The sequence below is a fragment of the Chelativorans salis genome, from assembly GCF_025336525.1.
GTDB lineage: Bacteria > Pseudomonadota > Alphaproteobacteria > Rhizobiales > Rhizobiaceae > Chelativorans > Chelativorans salis.
Window position 1 is genome coordinate 358,385 of sequence record NZ_JAOCZP010000005.1, and the last position, 20,009, is coordinate 378,393.

Consider the following 20,009-nt stretch of genomic DNA (forward strand, 5'->3'; position numbering starts at 1 on the left):
AGAACCGACGCCTCGAGCTCGCCCCCACCGTCGGCCTGCAACCGCAGCGCGACTTCTCCGCATGCCGAGACACGCAACAGCCTTGACAGCATCGCTTCCGCCCCGGTATTCGTGATGATGCGCATTTTCATTCGCGAAGCGCCCTGGCTCTCCTTGATGTGCATCGACAAAGGAGGACAGGCGGGGACGATTACGTCACCGAAGCAGTTGCCTGTCTTCGTTCGCCTGCACGCAGACTGCACCGCAAAGATAGCCCGAGCCACCGGCACTTAGGAGCGTTAAAAACCTGACGAGACTGGCGGTAACCTGACAGGGTGTCATAGTTGCTCCGACGCCGCTTGTTATCGGTCGAAAGCGAGCGGCAACACAAAAAATGGCCCACAACACCCGCGAATCGGGAAATTCCGAAGGCACGCGCTGAAACCGTCGGCTAATTCAGCAAAAGAAGATCACTTCTTCGGAAAAACCTGACAACCAAAAGTATTTAAGGAATTATGCACTTCAAATTGACGTGGAACGATAAGTTTCAATAGCTCTTTTTGCCTACGACCTGCCCCCTTAAGTCAGTAGCCACCACCACGCAGCAGGAGTAGTCTTCCCGACGCTAGGGTACGAGGGAATGGGAGGGGGCAGAACCGAAGGGGCAGCAGCCATGCGTCCTACCCCTATAAAGCGCGCCGGCAAGTTTCACCTGCACAAGTCAGGTTCCGAGGATCTCGTCAGGCAATTGCACCAAACAGAAGGCAAAAGTCGGACCTGCTCAAGTCATTTCGCAATTGCCGTCGCTGTGGAGACGGCCGGTCCACCCGATCGTCGATATGGCGGCGGACATGCGGCGGATAATTCCGGCGCTACACCGTGGCCGTGGACAAATGGCGAACGCGTGGCCAGCGGCTACGGACACCGCTCCATGATTTGCAATAAAGGGCGGGGTTCGCTGCGCGGGAGACAATCGATCGCGCGGATGCATGATCACTCCATCACCGGTTCCGCAAGCCCTGGCCTGCCCGTGAATGCGGCCGAATCGTGTCGGTTCGTGTCCAGCGCGACGGTCGCTAGTCCAGTTCGCCACGAGCACGTTGCATATGACGTTGTTCAGCTTGCCGTCGAACAGGAGCGCCATCGCATAGCACGTGACATCCATGATCATGTCGGACAACACCTCGTCGGGATCATGCTTCGGTTGGCGGCTCTGGAGCATCGCTTTGTAGAACCGAGCCTGCGCTCTTCGCTTGGGGAACTTTGCTCCATCATCGTGCGGTTCGGCGAAGAACTCAAAGCCGTTTCGGCAGGAAAATGCTGCGGGGTGCCATCTGGCAACGAGCTCGTTCCTGCACTCAAGAAGCTCCTCGGGGACTGGGGGCGCAACACAGGCATCACAACCGTTTTCGAATGCCGAGCAGAAACTGGCATCGAACCAAGCGATGCCATAGCGGAGGTGGTTTACCGGGGGGTTCAGGAGGCCCTGACCAATGTCGCCAAGCACGCCCCGGGCGCGTCTCGGGTGAAGGTCCGGCTTCGCCTGGCTGTCTGGTCACTTCGATTGCGTATCGAAGATGACGGGCCGGGCCTATGCGCAGCGCCTGCGCTGGGACGCCGCAGCCCGCGGGGTCCCAACGGCATCGTAGGGATGTGCGAGCGCCTCGCCGAGGTTGGAGGAGAGCTGGAAATCCGCCGCCTTCGGCAAAAAGGCACATGCGTGCTCATCACAATCCCTCTTCGGAAAGGCGCAAGCCAAGCATTGGGGAACCGGTGATGGCGACGGAGTCGATTCGCACCTTTCTCGTCGATGACCACCCGGTCGTTCTTGCCGGCGTCCGCGCCCTGATCGAAGCCTCGCCCGACATCGTCTCCGTCGGCGAAGCCAGCACCGGAAAGGAAGCCGCCGCCCTTATCGAAGAGATCGAGCCGGATGTCATCATCCTAGACGTGTCTCTTCCCGACATAAACGGTCTCGTTCTCGCAGAGCAGCTTCTGCGAAATGGCTGCCGATCCCACATCGTCATGATGACGCTTTATGAAGAGCGAACCTATGTGCAGCAGGCGCTTCGTGTGGGCGTCAAGGGTTTCGTCCAGAAACGATCGGCGGGACAGAACCTCCTCCTCGCAATCCGTTCGGCCATGCTGGGAGGGCTGTTCCTGGATCCTCCGACCACATGTGAAATGACATCGTCGACGGAGCATAATCCGGCGCTATCGAAATTAGGGAACAACCTGGGACTTACCGCGCGCGAACAGGAAGTCCTGCGCATGGTGGCGCTGGGATTCTCGAACAAAGAGATCGCCTGGCATACGAAGGTCAGCGTCAAGTCGATCGAGACATACAAGGCGCGCGCTGCCGAAAAGCTGAAGCTGCACTCCCGCGCGCAGATCGTCCGCTTCGCAATTACGCATGGGTGGATGAACATCACCTAAGCTGGTCAACAGCACGCGCCGGCAGCGACCTTCGGCTTCAGGCGAGCAGAGGCACTGCGGAAAGTATGAGGGTTTCGTGAAGATTGCATTCGTCCTGTCGGGTCTCACCGCCGGCGGCGCAGAAAAGATCGTGAACCTCCTCGCCCATCACCGCAGCGACCAGGGTGATACGGTTAGCATCCTCGCCGTCAACGCCGCAGACACACAATCCTACTATCCTTACGCGCCTCACATTGGCATCGAAACCCTGGGCGCACGGCGAGCAAGCTCCCTTTCGACGGCGAGCCTGCGGTTGCTGCAGCTTCGCAGAAAGCTCCGGGCCCTTGAACCCGACCTTGTGGTCGCGTTCTTAACGAAGGTCAACGCACTTGTGGGATTGGCCACTCTCGGGCTTAAGACACCCATCGTCATGTCCGAGCGCAACAATTTTCTCTTGCAAAGGAAGAACCCCCTCTGGCGCCTGATCAGCCCGATCGCCGCTCGCAAAGCCGTCTGTCTTGTCATGCAGACCGAAGACGCTCGCGCCGCCCTTCCCGCGGCGCTGCGGTCCCGGGCGATGGTGATACCCAATCCCGTCACCCTTCCGAACGGAATCGTCCCCATTCCTGACGAAAAGATGCGGATCATCGCCGCGGGACGGCTGGACAAGCAGAAGGGATTCGACCTCCTTCTTCAGGCGTTCCGTTCGGTGGCGGACGATCTTGCAACCGTCACCCTGACCATCTTCGGCGAGGGGCCGGAGCGGCAGGCACTCGAGCGGCAGGCGCGGGATCTCGGGCTGACCGAGCGTGTCAGTATGCCGGGCGTAACCACTTCCCCGGCCGAGTGGATCTCCAAAGGAGATGTCTTCGTGCTGAGTTCGCGTTTCGAAGGATTTCCGAACGTCCTGTTGGAGGCGCTGGCAGCCGGAATACCCACGGTCGCATTCGACTGCCCATGGGGGCCTTCGGACATCCTCAAGAACGAGGTGGGGCTGCTCATCCCGCCCGGCGATGTCGTCCAGCTCGGCAACGCGATGCGCCGCCTCGTCGCGGACGCAGCCCTCAGGTGCAAACTGGCGGAAGCTGGCCCTGCTGTCTCTGCGCGCTATTCCAAAGCATCCGTGCTTGCACAGTGGGATGAGGTGATCTTTCGCGCAACGCGGTTCCGCTCAGTCATTCCCCTTGCGCCGGGCGGACATACAGCAGGCCAGTGCCGTACCTGTTCGTGATGCCAATGTTCTCGACCGGGACGTAGCCGTTGCTCTCGGCATAGGCCAGCAACGGCGCTTCAAGACTGGCATCGAAGCCTAGAAGCAGCGCTGCCGGCGGGTCAGTATCGAGAAGCTGCCTAACCCTCGTGGGCGAGGTCATGCGGTAGAAGCGGGCGAGATCGGGCGGGGTGAGGTCGGCAGTGCGATAGGCGAACGGTCCTGTTGCAAGCTCGGGATAGACCTCAAGGCCACCTTCCAGCGGATAGATAGGCACCAGCGTGGCCACTTTCCCCTGGACTCTAGCTTTTTCAAGAAGCTGCGCAATGGCCATACCGCCGTCATGGACACGGCTTACGAGCCAGTGCTGTGGATGAACGGCTGTACCTATGAACTGGGAAAGCCGCGGAATACTGATCGCCAGCACGACGATCGTCGCGGCCACAACCGCCGGCAACACCTGTTTCCGTGCATTGCTATCGAGCCCGGCAAACAGCAACGCCAATATCAACGGCAAGCATATGAGCGGCGGCGCGAAATATTGAGGGAAGGCCGGCGTGGGGACGAAGCTCAGGAAAACGCTGGATGCAAGTGCCGCAAAAACGACAATCACTGGGCCGGAAGACAGCAGCCAGTCGGTGCGACGAAGCGCTATCCCCAATTGTGAGCCCGTAAGGACCATGGCTACGACAACCACAAGCGAGACAGCAACAGCGTTGGACAACCAAATGTCGCGGGCAAGCAGAACCTTCTCCGCCAGCGATACCGCGGCACCTTCTCCTCCACCCTGCCAATAGCGGGCATGCGGCCCAGTGTGGTAACCGACCACGTGCGCGAGAAAGCGTGCCGGATCCGAGACGAGATAGAACAGAATCGGTAGGCCGCCGACCAGCCCGCCTATGGCCAAGGGCAGGACGATATGCTTGATGCGATCCGGAAAACTCAATGCACGCGGGAAGAAGAAAGCCGCGATGGCGACCGGCGGAACGAACGCCACGGCGCTGATTTTCAACACCACTGCGACCGACAAGCACAGTCCCGCCGCGCCTGTCAGAACAAGCCGCCGGCGGCTGCTGCGCATCACCAGAATGAAGAGACCGATGCCCAGGAACGAGAATGGTAGCGGCAGAAGATTGTTCGTTGCCGTCATTCCGGTCTCGGTGAGGAACAGCGGGTTGAGCACGGATAGCACGACGATGCACCAGCTGACCAGGCGCGAGCGCGTCAGCGCAAAGCTGATGAATCCGATCGCTGCGGCGAAAATGAACCACCCGGCCAGAACACCGAGGCGGCCGTTCATCAGCAGGTGGTCGGACCCGGTGAGTTGCCGAACACCATAAAACCACCAGGCGGAACCCGGGACGTGGTTATAGAAGAAATCCTTGTAAAGCGTGCTTTCGTCCAGCAGACGCATTGGCGGAACATAAAGCGCTTCGTCGCGCCGGAGATCATAGTTCATGATCCGAACGGCAAGAGAGACGACCAGATAAGCTGAAGCGACAGCCAGCGCACCGGCAATCAGGGTCGATGTTGTCTCCTCTCGATGTTTGATCAGCGTGTGCATGGCGGTTCCTTTATAACCCGCGAACCCCGGTAGGGACGGCACCTGCACCAGGGGCGGTCCTGTCGAACCACCATCACAAACCACGCCCGTACCATGCCGGCACAGCCCGCTGATTGAAGGCCAGCTACACAATAAGCAACCTGCCCCCCGAGTAGCCGCATGGGGCCAAAAAAGCCAGTCAGCGCTAACCCTGACTCTTGCAAAGGGCTTTACCTGACGACAGCGTTCCTTGTGGATTTACACGACATGTCGTACGCTTAATCAAGCGCAATGAATATAACTAACTTCGCTTTCAAGTTAATGACGAATTGTATGGAACAATGTATCTACAATGTTCTATGATGTGTATAAAACTTAGCTAGTAGTAGGGAAAGAATTTCATTAGATACCCTTGTATTAGGCACGCCCTCCTGAACCAGGGCATTTCGAGTTGTCGCCTGATCTTCCACTCAGGCAAACACACGCGAGGCCGAAATGAAGGTTGTTCTTCTCGCAGGAGGTCTCGGCTCTCGATTGGCCGAGGAGACGCATCGGATTCCAAAACCGATGGTGGAGGTTGGGGGCCGTCCCATCATTCTGCATGTGATGGACGTATACAGCCACTGGGGCTTCCGCGATTTCATTGTCGCGGGCGGCTACAAATGCATGTCGATCAAGAGCTTCTTCCACAATTTTCACCTGTCCACCGCGGACTTTACGGTGGCACTCGGAAACGGCTCCATGATTCTGCGGCCGAGCCGACCGCTGGACTGGAACGTTTCGGTCGTCGATACAGGCGTTTCGACTATGACCGGCGGTCGCTTGTTGAACCTGCGCGACTGGCTCGACCGCGATACCTTTATGGTCACCTATTCCGATGGTCTGGGCAACATCGACCTGGAAGCGCTTCTGGCGTTCCATCGCTCGCACGGCCGTCTGGCGACAGTGACGGCTGTTCAGCCGCCCGCGCGCTTCGGAAATCTGGAAATCGAGTGCGATCAGGTGGTTGAATTCACCGAGAAGGTCCGGAAGTACGAGACCTGGATCAACGGCGGCTTCTTCGTCTTCGAACCTGGCGTTCTGGACTATATCCCCGGTCCGAGCGAGCCGCTCGAGAAATCGCCGCTGACGAATCTGGCTCTGGACGGACAGCTATTTGCCTATAAGCACAGGGGCTTTTGGCATCCGATGGATACCATTCGCGATCGCGACGTCCTGGATGGCCTGTGCGAAACCGAGGAGCCTCCATGGCTGCAGTTCGACCAAAGCGATGCCTCGCACTGTAGCACTCCCAAACCACTGTTCGAGATTGCAGGCCATGGGCGCAACTCTGGATGAAACCGCCCTCGTAAGGACATTCGCTGGCCGCCGCGTGCTCGTCACTGGGCACACCGGCTTTAAGGGAGGATGGCTGTCCCTTTGGCTAAGCCGCCTCGGTGCCACTGTCGTCGGCGTCGCACTGCCGCCAACAAGGCCGTCCTTCTGCACAGCTGTCGACATCGAGAACCTCATTGGCAGCCGCATCGGCGACATCCGTACGGAAAGCGGTTTGCGCGAGGCCATCGGCGAACTTGATTTCGACCTTGTGATTCACTTGGCCGCACAAGCGATCGTCCGTACGTCCTATGAGGCGCCGGTCGATACATATATGACCAATGTCGTGGGAACGGCTGTGGTCCTGGAAGCGGCACGCCGGATGCCGTCGCTGCGTGGCGTAATCGTCGTCACGAGCGACAAGTGCTACGCGAACGGGGAATGGGTCTGGCCTTACCGCGAAAACGATCCGATGGGCGGTCGGGATCCCTACAGCTCGTCGAAGGGTTGCGCAGAACTGGTTGCGGCGGCCTACCGAGCCTCTTTCTTTAGCGATGCCGGCGGCGCGCAGCTTGCAACGGTGCGCGCGGGCAATGTCATTGGCGGGGGAGATTGGGGGAGCGACCGGCTGGTTGCCGATCTGGCTCGTTCGGCTAGCACCGGTACACCGGCGCGGATTCGCAATCCGGGCAATGTGCGCCCCTGGCAGCATGTGCTCGAGCCGATCCGCGGCTATCTGATGCTGGGCGCCGGTCTCCTCGATCATGGTCGCAGCTTCGCGGGAGCGTGGAATTTTGGCCCCAGCGCGGATGCCGACGTCAATGTAGGCACGCTTGCCGATTTGGCGCTCTCAAGGTGGCGGGGGGAGTGCCCCGACTATTTGGTGGAGCGCCAAGAGGGTGAACCGCCGGAATCGGTTGTGCTGCGTCTCGATAGCACAAAATCGCGCGTGGAGCTGGGTTGGAAGCCCCTGTTGCGCCTGGACGAAGCGGTCGCGATGACCATCGACTGGTACCGTGCATATTGCCGGGAACCACATCGGATGCGAGCGTTCTCTGACCAGCAGATCAGCGAATATGCCATGCGTTGGGCCGCAACCAATGAAGCCACCCCCATGCACGGACAAGGAATGAGGGACGCCTCATGCGCGTGAATTACGGCCAATCCGTCCACGGCGAAGCCGAAATCGCCGCCGTCCTGGAGGTCTTGCGATCCTCGACGCAGATGGGCGAGCGAGTGCGGCGGATGCAGGAGCGCGTCGCTGCACTTTTTGCCAAGCGGCACGGGGTCATGGTGAACTCCGGCTCTTCCGCGAACTACCTAGCTATCGAAATACTCGACCTGCCACTCAGGGCCGAGGTCATCACACCTGCCCTCACCTTCGCGACGACCGTCGCCCCGATCGTCAGAAAGGGCCTGATTCCAGTCTTTGTGGATGCCGCCGAGGGCACTTACAATATTGATGTCACGGCGATCGAGCGTGCTATCTCACCCAGATCACGAGCGATGATGATCCCCTCCCTCATCGGGAACTTGCCCAATTGGGATCGCATCCGCACCATTGCGGAAGCACACAAGCTCATCGTCATTGAGGACAGCGCAGACACGCTCGGCGCAACGCTCAACGGCACGAGCACGGGAACCCGCTCGGACATCAGCACGACCAGTTTCTATGGTTCGCATGTTATTACGGCCGCGGGCAACGGCGGCATGCTTTGCGTCAATGACGACGCACTTGCCCGCCGTGCGCTGCTTCTGCGTTCGTGGGGACGGGCCTCCTCACTTTTCGTCGAATCCGAGACGATAGAGAACCGCTTTAATGTCGAGCTCGATGGTTTTGAGTATGATGCCAAATTTGTCTTTGAGGAACTCGGCTTCAACATCGAACCCTCGGAACTGGGCGCAGCATTCGGACTGGTCCAACTCGACCGGCTGGAGCAGAACATCGCCGCGCGCGAGCATAACTTCGCGGCTCAGTACGCCTTCTTCAAGGACTATGAGGACTGGTTCGTGCTTCCGCGGCAACTGTCTGGATCGCGCACCGGCTGGCTCGCCTTCCCTCTGACGGTCAGGCGCGGCGCGCCTTTTTCCCGTCGCGATATGCAGATCTTTCTCGAGCAGAGGAACATCCAGACACGCCCGATCTTCACCGGGAACATCCTGCGTCAGCCTGCCATGGCCAATGTCGAATACCGGACAGAGGCAAGCGGTCATCCCGTGGCCGACGATGTCATGCGAGGGGGCATTCTTCTGGCCTGCCATCATGGCCTCACCGCCGAACAACTGGATCATGTCCATGGCTCCTTCCGCGAATTTGCGAAGCGTTTTTCAACCGCGCGTCCGGCAACAAGCGTGAAACCTGTTCGGTCGGTTCAAATGGGAGTGTGACGATGGCTTTGCTAACCTGCTGCCGCGCGTGCCTTGCCCGCGACCCGTATCTTTTCCTGCCAATGGGCGATCACCCGCCAGCCAACGGCTTCGTACGCCCTCAAGAGATCGAAGGAGACCAGCCGGCTTATCCGCTCAACTCACAGATATGCCTGGAATGCGGTCTGATCCAGGTGGCCGATCAGGTCCCCGAAGGTTTTTTTGAGCATTATCTCTACGTGCCTTCCAGTGCCACCCGCATGCACAGCCACTTTGCAGATCTCGCCGAGGTGCTGAAGCAGGAGGCCGGCAGCGGTTTAATCGTGGACATCGGCTGCAACGACGGCCTGTTGCTGTCGACCTGCAACGGCCTCGGCTGCACAACAGTCGGCGTCGACCCGGCCGCCAATCTGGCAGAGATCGCTCGATCGCGGGGCGTCGACGTGGAGGTCGGATATTTCTCGGAAGCCGCGGCGCATAGGCTGGCGGACACGCACGGGCCTGCCAAGGTCATAGTGACAACAAACACATTCAATCATATCGGCGACCTCCATGATTTCATGAATGGGATTGCCTGCTGGCTCGCCACCGACGGCGTCTTCGTCATTGAGGTCCCGTGGGCGAAAGATCTTCTGGAGAAGAACGAGTTCGACACGATCTATCACGAGCATGTCTCGGAATTCAGCCTGCTGTCGCTGGTCAAACTCGGTGCATTTTTCGATCTAACGGTCGTGGACGTTCATCGCCTCGGCGTACACGGTGGGTCGATGCGGGTCTTCCTGAAGCGAAGCGCCGCCGCCACAGCGATCAAGCGGATCGTGAAGGAGATGCTGACGGAGGAGCGCGATGCTGGAGTGCTTTCAATGCAGACCTATCGCGCCTTTTCCTCGCGTATCGAGGAAATCCAGGACGATCTGACCACCCGGTTGGCCGAAATGAAGGATCAGGGACTCAGGATCGCCGGCTATGGGGCCCCCGCAAAGGGCAATACACTCTTGAACTTTTTTAAGATCGGACCCGAGACACTCGACTATCTCGTCGATCGTAACCCGCTCAAGCAGGGGCTCTATTCGCCGGGTATGAAGATCCCGATCCGCCCGCCAGAAACCCTGGAAGAGGACAGGCCCGACATCCTCCTCGTCCTCGCTTGGAACTTCTTCGACGAAATCCAACAGCAACAAAGCGCATTCCTTGCCCGTGGCGGGCAATTTCTCGTGCCCTTGCCAACCCCGGTCCTGATCCCGGAGAAGGTAAGCACTCGCTCAAAGCCCGTGGCGCAAGCCATTTCCGGGATGTGAGGTGGAGGTGTGCGCCGACGGCTGCGGATACTGATCACAGGCGGGGCCGGTTTTGTCGGCTCCCATCTGGTAGGCGCCTGTCTCCAGAACGGTCAGGAGGTCCATGCCGTGGTCCGCGGGCCTTCACGTGAGGACCGGCTGCGGCGCTTCGGACGCGAGATCGTTTTGCATCGTTTTGATCTGCGGTCCGATCAGGAACTGAAGCGGTGCATTCGAGATGTCGCTCCCCACGTGATCTATCATCTGGCGGCATCTCCGCGACGTCCCGAAGATGCGCAGTTCACAGATGCCCGCCGCTATATCGGCGAGGACCTGCAGATCCTGATCAGTCTCTTGTGCGCCGCCGCCCGAGCTCGCGTCCCGCCCGTGGCCGTGATCAGGACCGGATCACTGGCGGAATACGGACTGGCGCCGCGCCCGTATCGTGAGGATGCGCGGGAAGAGCCAGTTACTCTTTACGGCGCCGGGCTCGTTGCCGCTACTCATCTCGCCGCCGCACTGCAGCCAAGGCTCCCGTTCCCGGTCGCCACCGCGCGCTTGGCGCTTGTCTACGGCCCAACGCAATCGAAAGACTACTTTCTACCCTGGCTTATCCGCCGCTGCCTGGCCGGCGAACCTTCCACTGTGCGCCGTCCGCAAGACCGCCGGGATCTGATCCATATTGACGACGCCGTCGCAGCCCTGATGCGGATGGGAAGAGTGCTCCTGTCCGGGGCTGCCGTCGTCAACATCGCAACCGGCCTCGCTTTGACAATGCGCGAACTGGCAGAGCAGGTTGTCGAGGCGACCGGCACTGATCCAGGGCTCGTCACATATGGTAAGGGCAATCCGCTACACGGCGCACCGGACCTTTGCGGTTCGCCCGATCGCGCAGCGCAGCTTCTGAGTTGGCGCGCGCGTATCCCCCTCCCGGAAGGCATTTCGCGGCTGGTTGCCTGGCATCGCGACACCGCCAACCGGTCCTCTCACATGTTAACTGACTCGCAGGTCTTCGAGAACCGTACGTTGGGAGCGGCATGATGGTTGGAGCGGTAGTTGTCTCCGTTTTGGTGCCGGCTTTCAACGAGGAGGCGAATGTCCGTCGGGCCTATGCGGCGATCGTGGACACTTTCCGCACGCTTCCGGGCCATGATTATGAAATCATCTTCACCGACAACCATTCCACGGACGGCACATTCGAAATCCTGAAGGAGATATGCAGTCTCGACCCGCGTGTCCGAGTCATCCGTTTCAGCCGCAACGTCGGATACCAGCTCTCCCTGCTGGCCGCCTACAAGGTGGCTTGCGGTGCTTGCTCGGTCCAGATCGATTGCGATCTCCAGGACCCGCCACACCTGATCCCCCATATGCTCACTCTGTGGCGGCAAGGTCACCAGGTTGTCTACGGCATCCGGCGTTCGCTCACAGACAATCGACTGAAGGCGCTCACGCGGCGCTTATTTTACCGCTGCATCAATGCCCTCAGCGAAGATGACCTGCCGCTGAACGCCGGCGAGTTCAGGCTCGTCGACCGGCGCATCCTAGACGAGTTACGCCACGTCGACGACACCTCGCCCTACCTGCGTGGTCTTATCAGTTCCATGGGCTTTTCGCAGGTCGGATTCGAGTATGACCGGCAGGCCCGTGTGGCCGGTGAAAGCAAGTTCCCGCTCAAGGCCATGTTGTCGCTTGCCGTCGACGGTATCCTCAACCATTCACTGATCCCGCTCAGGCTCGCCTCGATCGCAAGCCTCGTCGTCGGAACGGCGACTTTTCTGCTGCTCGTCGGCTATTTGGTCGGGAAGCTGCTATTCGGGCAGAACTGGCCGGCCGGTTTCGCCACCAGCATCGTGCTGTTGCTGCTTTCCATCACGCTCAATGCGATGTTCCTGGGAATCGTCGGCGAGTATGTCGGGCGGATTTTCATGCAGTCGAAACGGCGGCCTGTGCCAATTGTGGAGGCAACGCTGAACGACAGGACCGACCTTATGGTGGAGACAGCATCGCCCGCACTGGAGCAGATACAATGCCTAGACCGTATAGTGCCGTCTGGATCGAGAGCCTCGAACGCAGCATCGTAACGGCGGCGCGTTTCACCGTTGTGGGTGCGATCACCACCACGTTGGACGTGGTGCTTTTCACGAGCTTGGTGCTGATGTCATTCGCGCCGGCACTCGCTAACGTTTTTTCCTACTCCGCCGGTATCCTGGCGAGCTATCACCTCAACCGCTCATGGACCTTTCGCGCCGACAGGAGCTCTGCGCAGGCGATTAAATTCTGCGTGTCGAACTTGGCCGGCCTTCTGCTCTCCACGATTCTAATCACTTTTTTGGCGACCTTGATCCCCGCCCCGGCTGCAAAGATCGTGAGCGTGCCGATGGTCTTCGTCTGGAATTATGTTGTAGCTCGCCTGTGGGTATTTCAGTCCGAGTGAACGAAAAGCTTCAAGCGACGACTTCGACTTCGCGGCGGGTATAACCTGCGTAGTTGCGATACCAGCCGACGAACTCCCTGATGCCATCCGAGAGGCTTGTGGTTGGATGGAAGCCATAGTCGGTCTGCATGCTTTCGATGTCGGCATAGGTTGAGACGACGTCGCCTGGCTGCATCAACTCGTAGCGGATGGTCGCAGAGCGTCCCGTATGCTGCTCGATGAGTCTAACCAGCTCGATAAGCTTCGTCGGGCAGTTGTTTCCGACATTGTAGACGCGATGTGGGTGCTCGTCGGAAAGGAAGACAGGTGATACGGCCGTCGAAACGACTCCCGACACAATGTCGTCCACGTGAGTGAAGTCGCGCATCATGTCGCCGTTGTTGAACATCCGGATCGGATGTCCCTCGATTACCGATTTGGTGAAGATCCAGTAGGCCATGTCCGGCCGCCCCCAAGCGCCGTACACAGTGAAGAATCGCAACCCGATCTGCCTGAGGCCGTAGAGGCTCGCATAGGCCTCACTCATCAGTTCGTCGCTTCGTTTTGTCGCGGCATATAAGGATTTCGGACTGTCAACGCGATCTGCTTCGCTAAACGGCACGTTCTTGTTGTCCCCATAGACCGAACTCGACGAAGCATAGACGAGGTGGCGCAGTCCCTTCCAACGCCGGCACGCTTCGAGGACGGACAGGTGCCCGATAAGGTTGGATCTCGCATAAGCCAGAGGGTTCTCGAGTGAATAGCGAACGCCGGCCTGAGCGGCCAGATGAACAATCACGTCGGGACGTTCCGCTACGACCAGGGCACTCAGCGCTTCGATGTCGGCGATATCCATCTTCCTGAAGCGGGCGCGCTTGCCGAGAATGTTTAATCGCGCGCGCTTGAGTGAGACTGGGTAGTAGTCGTTGAGATTATCGACTCCGATTATCTCGTCACCGCGAGCTGCTAGTCTCAATGCAGTATGGAATCCGATAAAGCCGGCTATGCCTGTTAAGAGCACTTTCACGACTTACATCCTTTCGCAGCAGGTCGGTGAATATTGCCGCTCGGGGCCGTTTCCGGCGCATCACCAAGAATACCCTGGGTTCTCCAGCCGTGACGAGACGTGGTTTGCCCACCTTGGAACACTCCCATAAAGCGGCCGTTGACCGCGGCAGAAATCGGGCGCCATACCGTCGAGCAAAATATCAATAACGCAATCAAAGGATTAGCATTTCGCAGGGCACAAAGACCGGAACGTCCGATCAAAAAGCAGCCTCCGCGTTCTCGAAATGCGGAAACAGTCCCGGTCAGGTTTTTCCCGGCGCAGTTTCATTTTCGGCGACTCTTCGTTCGTCGTCTTGGAATTTGCCGAAGGCAGCCGCAGCGCCAACCTCGATCACAGCCCCGGTCCTTCCCGATTCGGTGTGCGGCGGCCAATATAGGACATAACGGTCCTTACGACCTCCTCTCCGAAACCAGATCTGGCGCAGACATCATTGCACATGCACGGCTCCTCAGGCGATGTTTCGGTTTGCCCGGTAACCGCCCTTCAGAACTTGTTCGTAAAGCGCGAGGTATCGATTGACGTAGATTTCAAGCGAGAAGTTGCTGACGATACGTTCCCTGGCGGCATCGCCGAGAGCCTCGCGATCTTCGCGAGAGAGACCCAATACTTCCGCTAGTGCAGCGGCAAGCGCATTCGGGTCGGACGGTGGCACTACCATCCCTGTGGGTCCGACGAGCCAATTGCTGTCACCCACGTCCGTTGCAACAACAGGTACGCCGCTCGCCATAGCTTCGCCGGCGGCCACTGAGAACGCTTCTCCCCATGCAGAAGAAAGAGCGAAGACGTCCAACCCAGGCAGAAGCTCTGCTATATCGTGACGAATGCCCAAGGTCGTGACGCGGTCATCGATGCCCAGCTTCGACGCCGCCTCTCGAACTGGGCCGTCCTGGTGACCCCCGCCAACAACGACTAGCTGAACGTCATATCCGTTGCGTGAGATGATGCTGACCGCCCTGACGAGACTGAGCTGATCCTTCATGGGATGGTATCTGGCAAAATGACCGATGATGCGACGCTTTGGCGGAATCGCCAGCATTGAACGCAATCGAACCCGGCGCTCGTACGTCGGACAGAATATGTGGCAGTCTATTCCATTCGGAATGACAACGCTTCGGCGAGGATCGAAGCCGAGGCGCTCATGCTGGTACGCAGCCGCATTTGAGCAGTAGCAAATCGCCGCAGCATGATGTGACAGAACCGCTGAGTAACGGAGAAGACGGCGCGTCCTGGGCTCTTCTTGCGCAATATCGGCGACCGTGTGATGAACGCTCCAAATCACCGGTGCGAATATGAAACTTGCAACGGAACCGATCAAGGCCGCCAGATTGCCATGATACATCCAGCCGTGGATGAGATTTGGCTTATTCTGGCGCACCAACCTCTGCAGGGCGAGCAGATTGCCAGGCCCCGGCATTGCCCTTTGCATTGCAAGCGTGAGCAGGTTCGACTGCGTCTTGCACGGCAGTTGCGTCGCCAGAGCACCCGGCGAAAGAAGCGAGAGAACTGTCGAGGGATAGCCGGCATCGTCTATCTGGGCGACGAAGCGCGTAAGCATGCTTTCTGCTCCACCGACATTGAGGCCGGTAATGGTATGAAGGACTTGGCGCATGGCTCCAGACTCCCGCCTCAACAAGTGGAGCAACGTCTGGGCTTTTGTCAGGTCAGGAAAATGCGTCTCTCGTTAGCCGATGCGGTCCTTATCCCCGGTCACCGTTGCCCAATCGACCAACACAGGGCAGTCTAGGATCGCGCTGTGGCACGCCACCCCACTGAACAGAGCGCGAAGCCCGGACGCTCGCTTACTGAATTTGCACGGACTTGTGTAGTCAGGCTTTCCCAGCACGCGCGTGTCGGGTTTTTCATCCTTTTGGCTTCCGGCGACCTGGGGATCCGGTTGCTCGTTCTGCTCTTCCTCGTGGTGCCGGCGTGCGATTCGCGTCGGAGCTATCCCCTTATGCCGTTGCAATGAAGACGGACGAGCCGTTCTATATCGCTGCGATCTGGGAGGAATGGAAGCATCGTCAGACCGATGCGGTCATTCGCACGTTCGCTGTCGTCACCTACGAAGCAAACGAGCTGATGGCAACGATCCATCCCCGCATGCCGGTGATCATAGCCGACAGCTTTCTTAGTCAGCAGCCGACGCTAGGCCCGACCCATTTCGAACGTCCGCGTGCGTTGCCTTACTGGACCCGAATACCGTCCGTGCGCAGCTCGGGCCGCCGGCGACCAGATCAGTTGGAAGGCCGAGCCGCACGGGCCTCACCTCCTTTGAACCCTGATGTCGCCTGCGCGATTCCCGTGGACCGAAAGGAGTCATGCCAACGCTGTCCGACTGCTGGCAGGTCAGCGTTATCTCGTAGCCGCAGCGAATCAGCATTCGGAACCGCCCCTAACGGAAATCGGCGGCGGTCAAGGTGTAAGACGTGCGCCGTCCATGAGAATAGGCTTCGCGTGCGACAGCGTGGATGGAATTGCGCGCTGCATCGAAAGCCGTGAGGAAATCCGTTTCGGTCAGTTCCGTCCTGCCCGGCCGTGACAGTGCGGCCGCCTCGACGAAGAACGGCACTTCGAACATGCCGTCATAGCCAATGAAGTGGACGGCGTTGCGCGCTTCGTCGAAGCTGCGGCTCCGGTTGGGAAACTCCAGTGTCACGATAGGCAGTCCTCTGTCGCAGATCGCGCGAGCCAGGCGCGTAGTGTGAGGCTGCCCCGATCCTTGTGGCGTCCGTCCCTGCGGCGGTTGAGGGACACCATGCCATCGGTTGCGTCCAGCCGGCTGAGGCCGGTCATGGTCTGACCGTCTGCATGCGCGGGAATGCCGCTGAAGATGTGATAGACAGTCCAAGACCGATCCGCTTCGACTTCGATGCGGCGGCCATATTGTTCGTTGTCGCGAGCCTTCATGATCACAGCCTTCCTTCGTCGACCGCTTAGGCGTCGAGAGCGCCGGTGTAGATCGTTGTGCCCTCCGCGTCGGTGATCATCATGGCGTCGGGCCGCTGCGGCATGTCGAGAGCCTGGGCCAACAGACGCGCGATTCCGATCGCGTCATCGAGATCAACCGCCTCCCTCGTCTCGCGGCCGACGACGGCATGTGCGTCGTCCGCATCCCTGGTGCGGTAGAACTCGATCACGATCTTCATCGGTCGTCAGCTCTTGCCCTTGTTGCGCTGGGCGTTGGCATTCGCGGCAAGCTTGATCTGGTTGCCGAACGTGCTTTCAGGTTTGGGCGGAGCCTTCGCCTGCTTCGGCTTTCGGATCTCGCGGTTACTTCGTTTCTGTCCCTTGGCCATGGCCGAACGTCCTTTCGATGAGAGTTGCGCCGCTGCCGGCCTGCGGCGTGCGGACCGGTTCGAGACTGTCCTGCGTGGTCACCCGCTCATGACGTTCATCGTCGCTGCGAATGCGATACTGCGGCGAATCTCCCTGCGGCGGGAGTGTGCCGGTGATGCGATAGATGTCCGAGGGCAGGGCGGATCTTCCGAAGCTACCCTTCAACCGGACAGTCTGGCCGACCGTGAAGAGATGCGCTGCGGCGTCGCGCCGGATCGGACGGGCATTGCGTTGCAGGATGTTTGCTGCGGTCATGATTGTTCAAGATCCTTTTGAAGTGCGGCTTCCAGGTCCGCCGGGTCGATCGGCACCATCTGCTGCATCGAACTGCGGACGGCGATCGCCGGCAGGTGGATGAAGGCACCAACACGACGCCAGGCCAGCCGGGAAATCCCCTCGATCAATTCCTCGTCGTGGTCGACGCGGTATTTTCCCGCCGGCTGCAGCGCGTCGATGCCGGGCAACGGGAAAGCGGACGAGAAGCGAACGACGGTCTGCGTAGTGCGTGTTGTCATGGTTAGATGTCTCCGCAGGAGCACGCGGAAACGCCTCCTGCATCATTCCCATCCGAACCGGAACGAATTCCCAGGCTGCCAGTACATCCGTGGTCAGCGCCGGGGTTCATTCTAGGTTCGAACGGGCGGCATGCGCGCCGGATTGACGCCATGCATTCGCTGTCGAGAATTCGGTGGTGAATGGCGGGTCGAAGTCTCTGACACCGCGAAGCCAAATCGGCCAAATCAACGTATCTTTTACATACACTTCAAACTTGCTCCAAACAAGGCGTCTTTCTGGTTTTATTTGCGGGCCGGGACCAAAGGTTTTCAATGATTACGTGCGAAAAAGGAAGCCTCCAAGAAAAAATCTCGATCTGCGGGAGAAAAACGAGGAAGCATCGAATATTACCGGAATCGTTATTTTTGACTGCCAAGAATAAATTTTTTAGCACTCCTATCATTCAAGTGCCAAAGGCGTTATGTTGTCGAGGTGGTCGCCCTACACGCCGACCTCAGAAAGAACCCAATGAAATTCCGTCCACTCCACGACCGTGTCGTCATCCGACGCGCGGAAGGCGATTTGCAGTCAAAGGGCGGGATCATCATTCCCGACACAGCCAAGGAAAAGCCTCAGGAAGGCGAAGTGATCGCCGTCGGCCCCGGTTCGCGTGACGAGAGCGGGAAGCTGATCCCGCTGGACGTCAAGACGGGCGATATAGTCCTGTTCGGCAAATGGTCCGGGACCGAGATCAAGATCGATGGCGAAGACCTTCTGATCATGAAGGAGGCCGACATCATGGGCATCGTTGAAAAGACCGAGGCGGCCACCAAGAAAGCCGCCTGACCAATCTCTGATCTCAAACCTGAACTGGACGAAACATCATGTCTGCCAAGGAAATCAAATTTGGCACCGACGCCCGCGATCGAATGCTGCGCGGCGTTGAACTGCTGAACAATGCCGTCAAGGTTACGCTCGGACCGAAGGGCCGCAACGTCGTCATCGACAAGGCTTACGGCGCCCCGCGCATTACCAAGGACGGCGTCACCGTCGCCAAGGAAATCGAGCTTGCCGACAAGTTCGAGAACATGGGCGCGCAGATGGTGCGCGAGGTGGCCTCGACGACCAACGACCTTGCTGGCGACGGCACTACCACGGCGACGGTGCTCGCCGCTTCGATCCTGCGCGAGGGCGCAAAGCTCGTGGCCGCCGGCATGAACCCGATGGATTTGAAGCGCGGCATCGACCTCGGTGTCGCTGCCATCGTGAAGGAGATCCAGGCGCGTGCCAAGAAGGTGAAGTCTTCGGCCGAGATCGCCCAGGTCGGCACCATTGCCGCCAATGGCGACGCCACAGTCGGCGAGATGATCGCGAAAGCGATGGACAAGGTCGGCAATGAGGGCGTCATCACCGTCGAAGAGGCAAAGACCGCCGATACAGAACTCGATGTCGTGGAAGGCATGCAGTTCGACCGCGGCTATCTCTCACCCTACTTCGTCACCAATGCCGAGAAGATGCGCGTGGAACTGGAGGACCCCTACATCCTCATCCACGAGAAGAAGCTGGGCAATCTGCAAGCCATGCTGCCAATCCTCGAAGCCGTGGTTCAGAGCGGCAAGCCGCTGCTGATCATCTCGGAGGATGTCGAGGGCGAGGCGCTCGCCACGCTGGTCGTCAACAAACTGCGCGGCGGCCTCAAGGTCGCGGCGGTCAAGGCGCCCGGTTTTGGCGATCGCCGCAAGGCGATGTTGGAAGACATCGCCGTGCTGACGGCCGGCCAGATGATCTCGGAAGACCTCGGCATCAAGCTTGAAAACGTGATGCTCAACATGCTCGGCCGCGCCAAACGCGTGCTGATCGAGAAGGACACGACCACGATCATCGACGGCTCCGGCGATAAGGCAGGCATCGCCGCGCGCATCAGCCAGATCAAGGCGCAGATCGAGGAGTCCACCTCGGACTACGACAAGGAGAAGATGCAGGAGCGGCTGGCGAAGCTTGCCGGCGGCGTCGCGGTCATCCGCGTTGGCGGTGCGACCGAGACCGAGGTCAAGGAGAAGAAGGATCGCATCGACGATGCGCTCAACGCCACCCGCGCGGCGGTAGAGGAAGGCATCGTGCCTGGCGGCGGCGTGGCGCTGCTGAGGGCCAGGGTTGCCCTGTCCTCGCTGAAAGGCACCAATGCCGACGTGACCGCCGGCATCTCCATCGTGCTCAGGGCGCTCGAGGCCCCGATCCGTCAGATTGCCGAGAATGCCGGCGTCGAAGGCTCGATCGTCGTGGGAAGGCTCATTGATCTCAAGGACGCCGACCAGGGCTTTGATGCGCAGACCGAAACCTATGTCGACATGATCAAGACCGGCATCGTCGACCCCGCCAAGGTCGTGCGGACTGCCTTGCAGGATGCCGGCTCGATCGCCACCCTGCTGATCACGGCCGAGGCTATGATCGCGGACATTCCCGCGAAGGATTCCGCCCTGGCTGCAGGCAACGGCAGCATGGGCGGCATGGGATACTGAGAACGGTGCCGGAACCGTCCGGCCAGCGCGGCCGGACAAAGCCACCCGCGCTCTAACCTGGAAGGAAAATCT

At 59.5% G+C, this 20,009-nt stretch carries 22 protein-coding genes; 13 read left to right on the forward strand and 9 right to left on the reverse strand.

Annotated features, from left to right (window positions below):
* Positions 1–652 precede the first annotated feature (652 nt).
* The 3 genes from N5A92_RS18075 to N5A92_RS18085 all read left to right on the forward strand — a co-directional run bounded on the left by N5A92_RS18075 (position 653) and on the right by N5A92_RS18085 (position 3,625).
* Positions 653–1,756 (forward strand): sensor histidine kinase, encoded by a 1,104-nt coding sequence (locus tag N5A92_RS18075; RefSeq protein ID WP_260905188.1) that lies wholly within the window; start codon positions 653–655, stop codon positions 1,754–1,756.
* Positions 1,756–2,415 (forward strand): response regulator, encoded by a 660-nt coding sequence (locus tag N5A92_RS18080; protein ID WP_260905189.1) that lies wholly within the window; start codon positions 1,756–1,758, stop codon positions 2,413–2,415. The genes N5A92_RS18075 and N5A92_RS18080 overlap by 1 nt, the downstream gene beginning before the upstream one ends.
* A gap of 76 nt (positions 2,416–2,491) precedes the next feature.
* The gene (locus N5A92_RS18085) at positions 2,492–3,625 is read left to right on the forward strand and encodes a glycosyltransferase family 4 protein (protein ID WP_260905190.1); all 1,134 of its coding nucleotides are present in this window, start codon (positions 2,492–2,494) and stop codon (positions 3,623–3,625) included.
* On the opposite strand, the gene N5A92_RS18090 is transcribed toward N5A92_RS18085, so the two are convergent.
* The gene (locus tag N5A92_RS18090) at positions 3,570–5,168 is read right to left on the reverse strand and encodes a hypothetical protein (RefSeq protein ID WP_260905191.1); all 1,599 of its coding nucleotides are present in this window, start codon (positions 5,166–5,168) and stop codon (positions 3,570–3,572) included. The two genes, N5A92_RS18085 and N5A92_RS18090, sit on opposite strands and share 56 nt — an antisense overlap.
* Before the next feature lie 474 nt (positions 5,169–5,642).
* Between N5A92_RS18090 and rfbF the strand changes: the two genes are divergently transcribed.
* From rfbF to N5A92_RS18125, 7 genes are read left to right on the forward strand one after another with little or no spacing between them, the layout of a single operon-like run.
* Complete coding sequence (gene rfbF / locus N5A92_RS18095; protein ID WP_260905192.1) at positions 5,643–6,485, forward strand: glucose-1-phosphate cytidylyltransferase; 843 nt, start codon at positions 5,643–5,645, stop codon at positions 6,483–6,485.
* A complete protein-coding gene (gene rfbG / locus N5A92_RS18100) occupies positions 6,466–7,614 on the forward strand; it encodes a CDP-glucose 4,6-dehydratase (protein WP_260905193.1) in 1,149 nt (382 codons plus the stop codon). Before rfbF ends, rfbG begins: the two co-directional genes overlap by 20 nt.
* Complete coding sequence (locus tag N5A92_RS18105) at positions 7,605–8,849, forward strand: DegT/DnrJ/EryC1/StrS family aminotransferase (RefSeq protein WP_260905194.1); 1,245 nt, start codon at positions 7,605–7,607, stop codon at positions 8,847–8,849. Before rfbG ends, N5A92_RS18105 begins: the two co-directional genes overlap by 10 nt.
* Positions 8,850–8,851: 2 nt before the next feature.
* Positions 8,852–10,126 (forward strand): class I SAM-dependent methyltransferase, encoded by a 1,275-nt coding sequence (locus tag N5A92_RS18110; RefSeq protein ID WP_260905195.1) that lies wholly within the window; start codon positions 8,852–8,854, stop codon positions 10,124–10,126.
* A 9-nt stretch (positions 10,127–10,135) separates the two neighbouring features.
* Entirely contained in the window at positions 10,136–11,146 is a 1,011-nt protein-coding gene (locus tag N5A92_RS18115; protein WP_260905196.1) for an NAD-dependent epimerase/dehydratase family protein, read from the forward strand.
* The gene (locus tag N5A92_RS18120; protein ID WP_260905197.1) at positions 11,146–12,186 is read left to right on the forward strand and encodes a glycosyltransferase family 2 protein; all 1,041 of its coding nucleotides are present in this window, start codon (positions 11,146–11,148) and stop codon (positions 12,184–12,186) included. Before N5A92_RS18115 ends, N5A92_RS18120 begins: the two co-directional genes overlap by 1 nt.
* Positions 12,132–12,539 carry a GtrA family protein gene (locus tag N5A92_RS18125; protein ID WP_260905198.1) on the forward strand — a complete coding sequence of 136 codons (408 nt, stop codon included), beginning with the start codon at positions 12,132–12,134 and terminating at the stop codon, positions 12,537–12,539. Before N5A92_RS18120 ends, N5A92_RS18125 begins: the two co-directional genes overlap by 55 nt.
* A 10-nt stretch (positions 12,540–12,549) precedes the next feature.
* Here the strand turns inward: N5A92_RS18125 and N5A92_RS18130 are convergent, their stop codons facing one another.
* Both N5A92_RS18130 and N5A92_RS18135 read right to left on the reverse strand, forming a co-directional pair.
* Positions 12,550–13,545 carry an NAD-dependent epimerase/dehydratase family protein gene (locus tag N5A92_RS18130; protein ID WP_260905199.1) on the reverse strand — a complete coding sequence of 332 codons (996 nt, stop codon included), beginning with the start codon at positions 13,543–13,545 and terminating at the stop codon, positions 12,550–12,552.
* Positions 13,546–14,035: 490 nt separating this feature from the next.
* Complete coding sequence (locus N5A92_RS18135) at positions 14,036–15,196, reverse strand: glycosyltransferase (protein WP_260905200.1); 1,161 nt, start codon at positions 15,194–15,196, stop codon at positions 14,036–14,038.
* Positions 15,197–15,513: 317 nt separating this feature from the next.
* Between N5A92_RS18135 and N5A92_RS18140 the strand changes: the two genes are divergently transcribed.
* Positions 15,514–16,086: an SOS response-associated peptidase gene (locus tag N5A92_RS18140; protein ID WP_260905202.1), complete on the forward strand. Its 573-nt coding sequence runs from the start codon at positions 15,514–15,516 to the stop codon at positions 16,084–16,086.
* Here N5A92_RS18140 and N5A92_RS18145 read toward each other — a convergent pair.
* The 6 genes from N5A92_RS18145 to N5A92_RS18170 are packed head-to-tail and all read right to left on the reverse strand — an operon-like array spanning position 15,980 to position 17,438.
* Positions 15,980–16,243 (reverse strand): DUF1488 family protein, encoded by a 264-nt coding sequence (locus tag N5A92_RS18145; RefSeq protein WP_260905203.1) that lies wholly within the window; start codon positions 16,241–16,243, stop codon positions 15,980–15,982. The genes N5A92_RS18140 and N5A92_RS18145 overlap by 107 nt on opposite strands.
* Positions 16,240–16,494 (reverse strand): hypothetical protein, encoded by a 255-nt coding sequence (locus tag N5A92_RS18150; protein WP_260905205.1) that lies wholly within the window; start codon positions 16,492–16,494, stop codon positions 16,240–16,242. The genes N5A92_RS18145 and N5A92_RS18150 overlap by 4 nt, the downstream gene beginning before the upstream one ends.
* A gap of 26 nt (positions 16,495–16,520) precedes the next feature.
* Positions 16,521–16,733 (reverse strand): hypothetical protein, encoded by a 213-nt coding sequence (locus N5A92_RS18155; RefSeq protein WP_260905210.1) that lies wholly within the window; start codon positions 16,731–16,733, stop codon positions 16,521–16,523.
* Between the two features lie 6 nt (positions 16,734–16,739).
* Positions 16,740–16,883: a hypothetical protein gene (locus N5A92_RS18160; protein WP_260905211.1), complete on the reverse strand. Its 144-nt coding sequence runs from the start codon at positions 16,881–16,883 to the stop codon at positions 16,740–16,742.
* The gene (locus N5A92_RS18165) at positions 16,858–17,178 is read right to left on the reverse strand and encodes a hypothetical protein (RefSeq protein ID WP_260905213.1); all 321 of its coding nucleotides are present in this window, start codon (positions 17,176–17,178) and stop codon (positions 16,858–16,860) included. Before N5A92_RS18165 ends, N5A92_RS18160 begins: the two co-directional genes overlap by 26 nt.
* Positions 17,175–17,438, reverse strand: coding sequence for a hypothetical protein (locus N5A92_RS18170; protein ID WP_260905214.1), 264 nt, complete (start codon positions 17,436–17,438; stop codon positions 17,175–17,177). Before N5A92_RS18170 ends, N5A92_RS18165 begins: the two co-directional genes overlap by 4 nt.
* A 508-nt stretch (positions 17,439–17,946) precedes the next feature.
* Here N5A92_RS18170 and N5A92_RS18175 point away from each other — a divergent pair.
* Together N5A92_RS18175 and groL are read left to right on the forward strand one after the other, a co-directional pair.
* Positions 17,947–18,264: a co-chaperone GroES gene (locus N5A92_RS18175; RefSeq protein ID WP_260905216.1), complete on the forward strand. Its 318-nt coding sequence runs from the start codon at positions 17,947–17,949 to the stop codon at positions 18,262–18,264.
* A gap of 38 nt (positions 18,265–18,302) precedes the next feature.
* Complete coding sequence (gene groL / locus N5A92_RS18180; RefSeq protein WP_260905217.1) at positions 18,303–19,937, forward strand: chaperonin GroEL; 1,635 nt, start codon at positions 18,303–18,305, stop codon at positions 19,935–19,937.
* The last annotated feature ends 72 nt before the right edge of the window (positions 19,938–20,009 follow it).

Coding starts and splice junctions, on each gene's coding strand:
- rfbG (WP_260905193.1), top strand. CDS start 6,466: ATGGGCGCAACTCTGGATGAAACCGCCCTCGTAAGGACATTCGCTGGC.
- N5A92_RS18090 (WP_260905191.1), bottom strand. CDS start 5,168: ATGCACACGCTGATCAAACATCGAGAGGAGACAACATCGACCCTGATT.
- N5A92_RS18160 (WP_260905211.1), bottom strand. CDS start 16,883: ATGGCCAAGGGACAGAAACGAAGTAACCGCGAGATCCGAAAGCCGAAG.
- N5A92_RS18120 (WP_260905197.1), top strand. CDS start 11,146: ATGGTTGGAGCGGTAGTTGTCTCCGTTTTGGTGCCGGCTTTCAACGAG.
- N5A92_RS18105 (WP_260905194.1), top strand. CDS start 7,605: ATGCGCGTGAATTACGGCCAATCCGTCCACGGCGAAGCCGAAATCGCC.
- N5A92_RS18175 (WP_260905216.1), top strand. CDS start 17,947: ATGAAATTCCGTCCACTCCACGACCGTGTCGTCATCCGACGCGCGGAA.
- N5A92_RS18080 (WP_260905189.1), top strand. CDS start 1,756: ATGGCGACGGAGTCGATTCGCACCTTTCTCGTCGATGACCACCCGGTC.
- groL (WP_260905217.1), top strand. CDS start 18,303: ATGTCTGCCAAGGAAATCAAATTTGGCACCGACGCCCGCGATCGAATG.
- N5A92_RS18110 (WP_260905195.1), top strand. CDS start 8,852: ATGGCTTTGCTAACCTGCTGCCGCGCGTGCCTTGCCCGCGACCCGTAT.
- N5A92_RS18170 (WP_260905214.1), bottom strand. CDS start 17,438: ATGACAACACGCACTACGCAGACCGTCGTTCGCTTCTCGTCCGCTTTC.
- N5A92_RS18165 (WP_260905213.1), bottom strand. CDS start 17,178: ATGACCGCAGCAAACATCCTGCAACGCAATGCCCGTCCGATCCGGCGC.
- N5A92_RS18135 (WP_260905200.1), bottom strand. CDS start 15,196: ATGCGCCAAGTCCTTCATACCATTACCGGCCTCAATGTCGGTGGAGCA.
- N5A92_RS18150 (WP_260905205.1), bottom strand. CDS start 16,494: ATGAAGGCTCGCGACAACGAACAATATGGCCGCCGCATCGAAGTCGAA.
- rfbF (WP_260905192.1), top strand. CDS start 5,643: ATGAAGGTTGTTCTTCTCGCAGGAGGTCTCGGCTCTCGATTGGCCGAG.
- N5A92_RS18075 (WP_260905188.1), top strand. CDS start 653: ATGCGTCCTACCCCTATAAAGCGCGCCGGCAAGTTTCACCTGCACAAG.
- N5A92_RS18155 (WP_260905210.1), bottom strand. CDS start 16,733: ATGAAGATCGTGATCGAGTTCTACCGCACCAGGGATGCGGACGACGCA.
- N5A92_RS18125 (WP_260905198.1), top strand. CDS start 12,132: ATGCCTAGACCGTATAGTGCCGTCTGGATCGAGAGCCTCGAACGCAGC.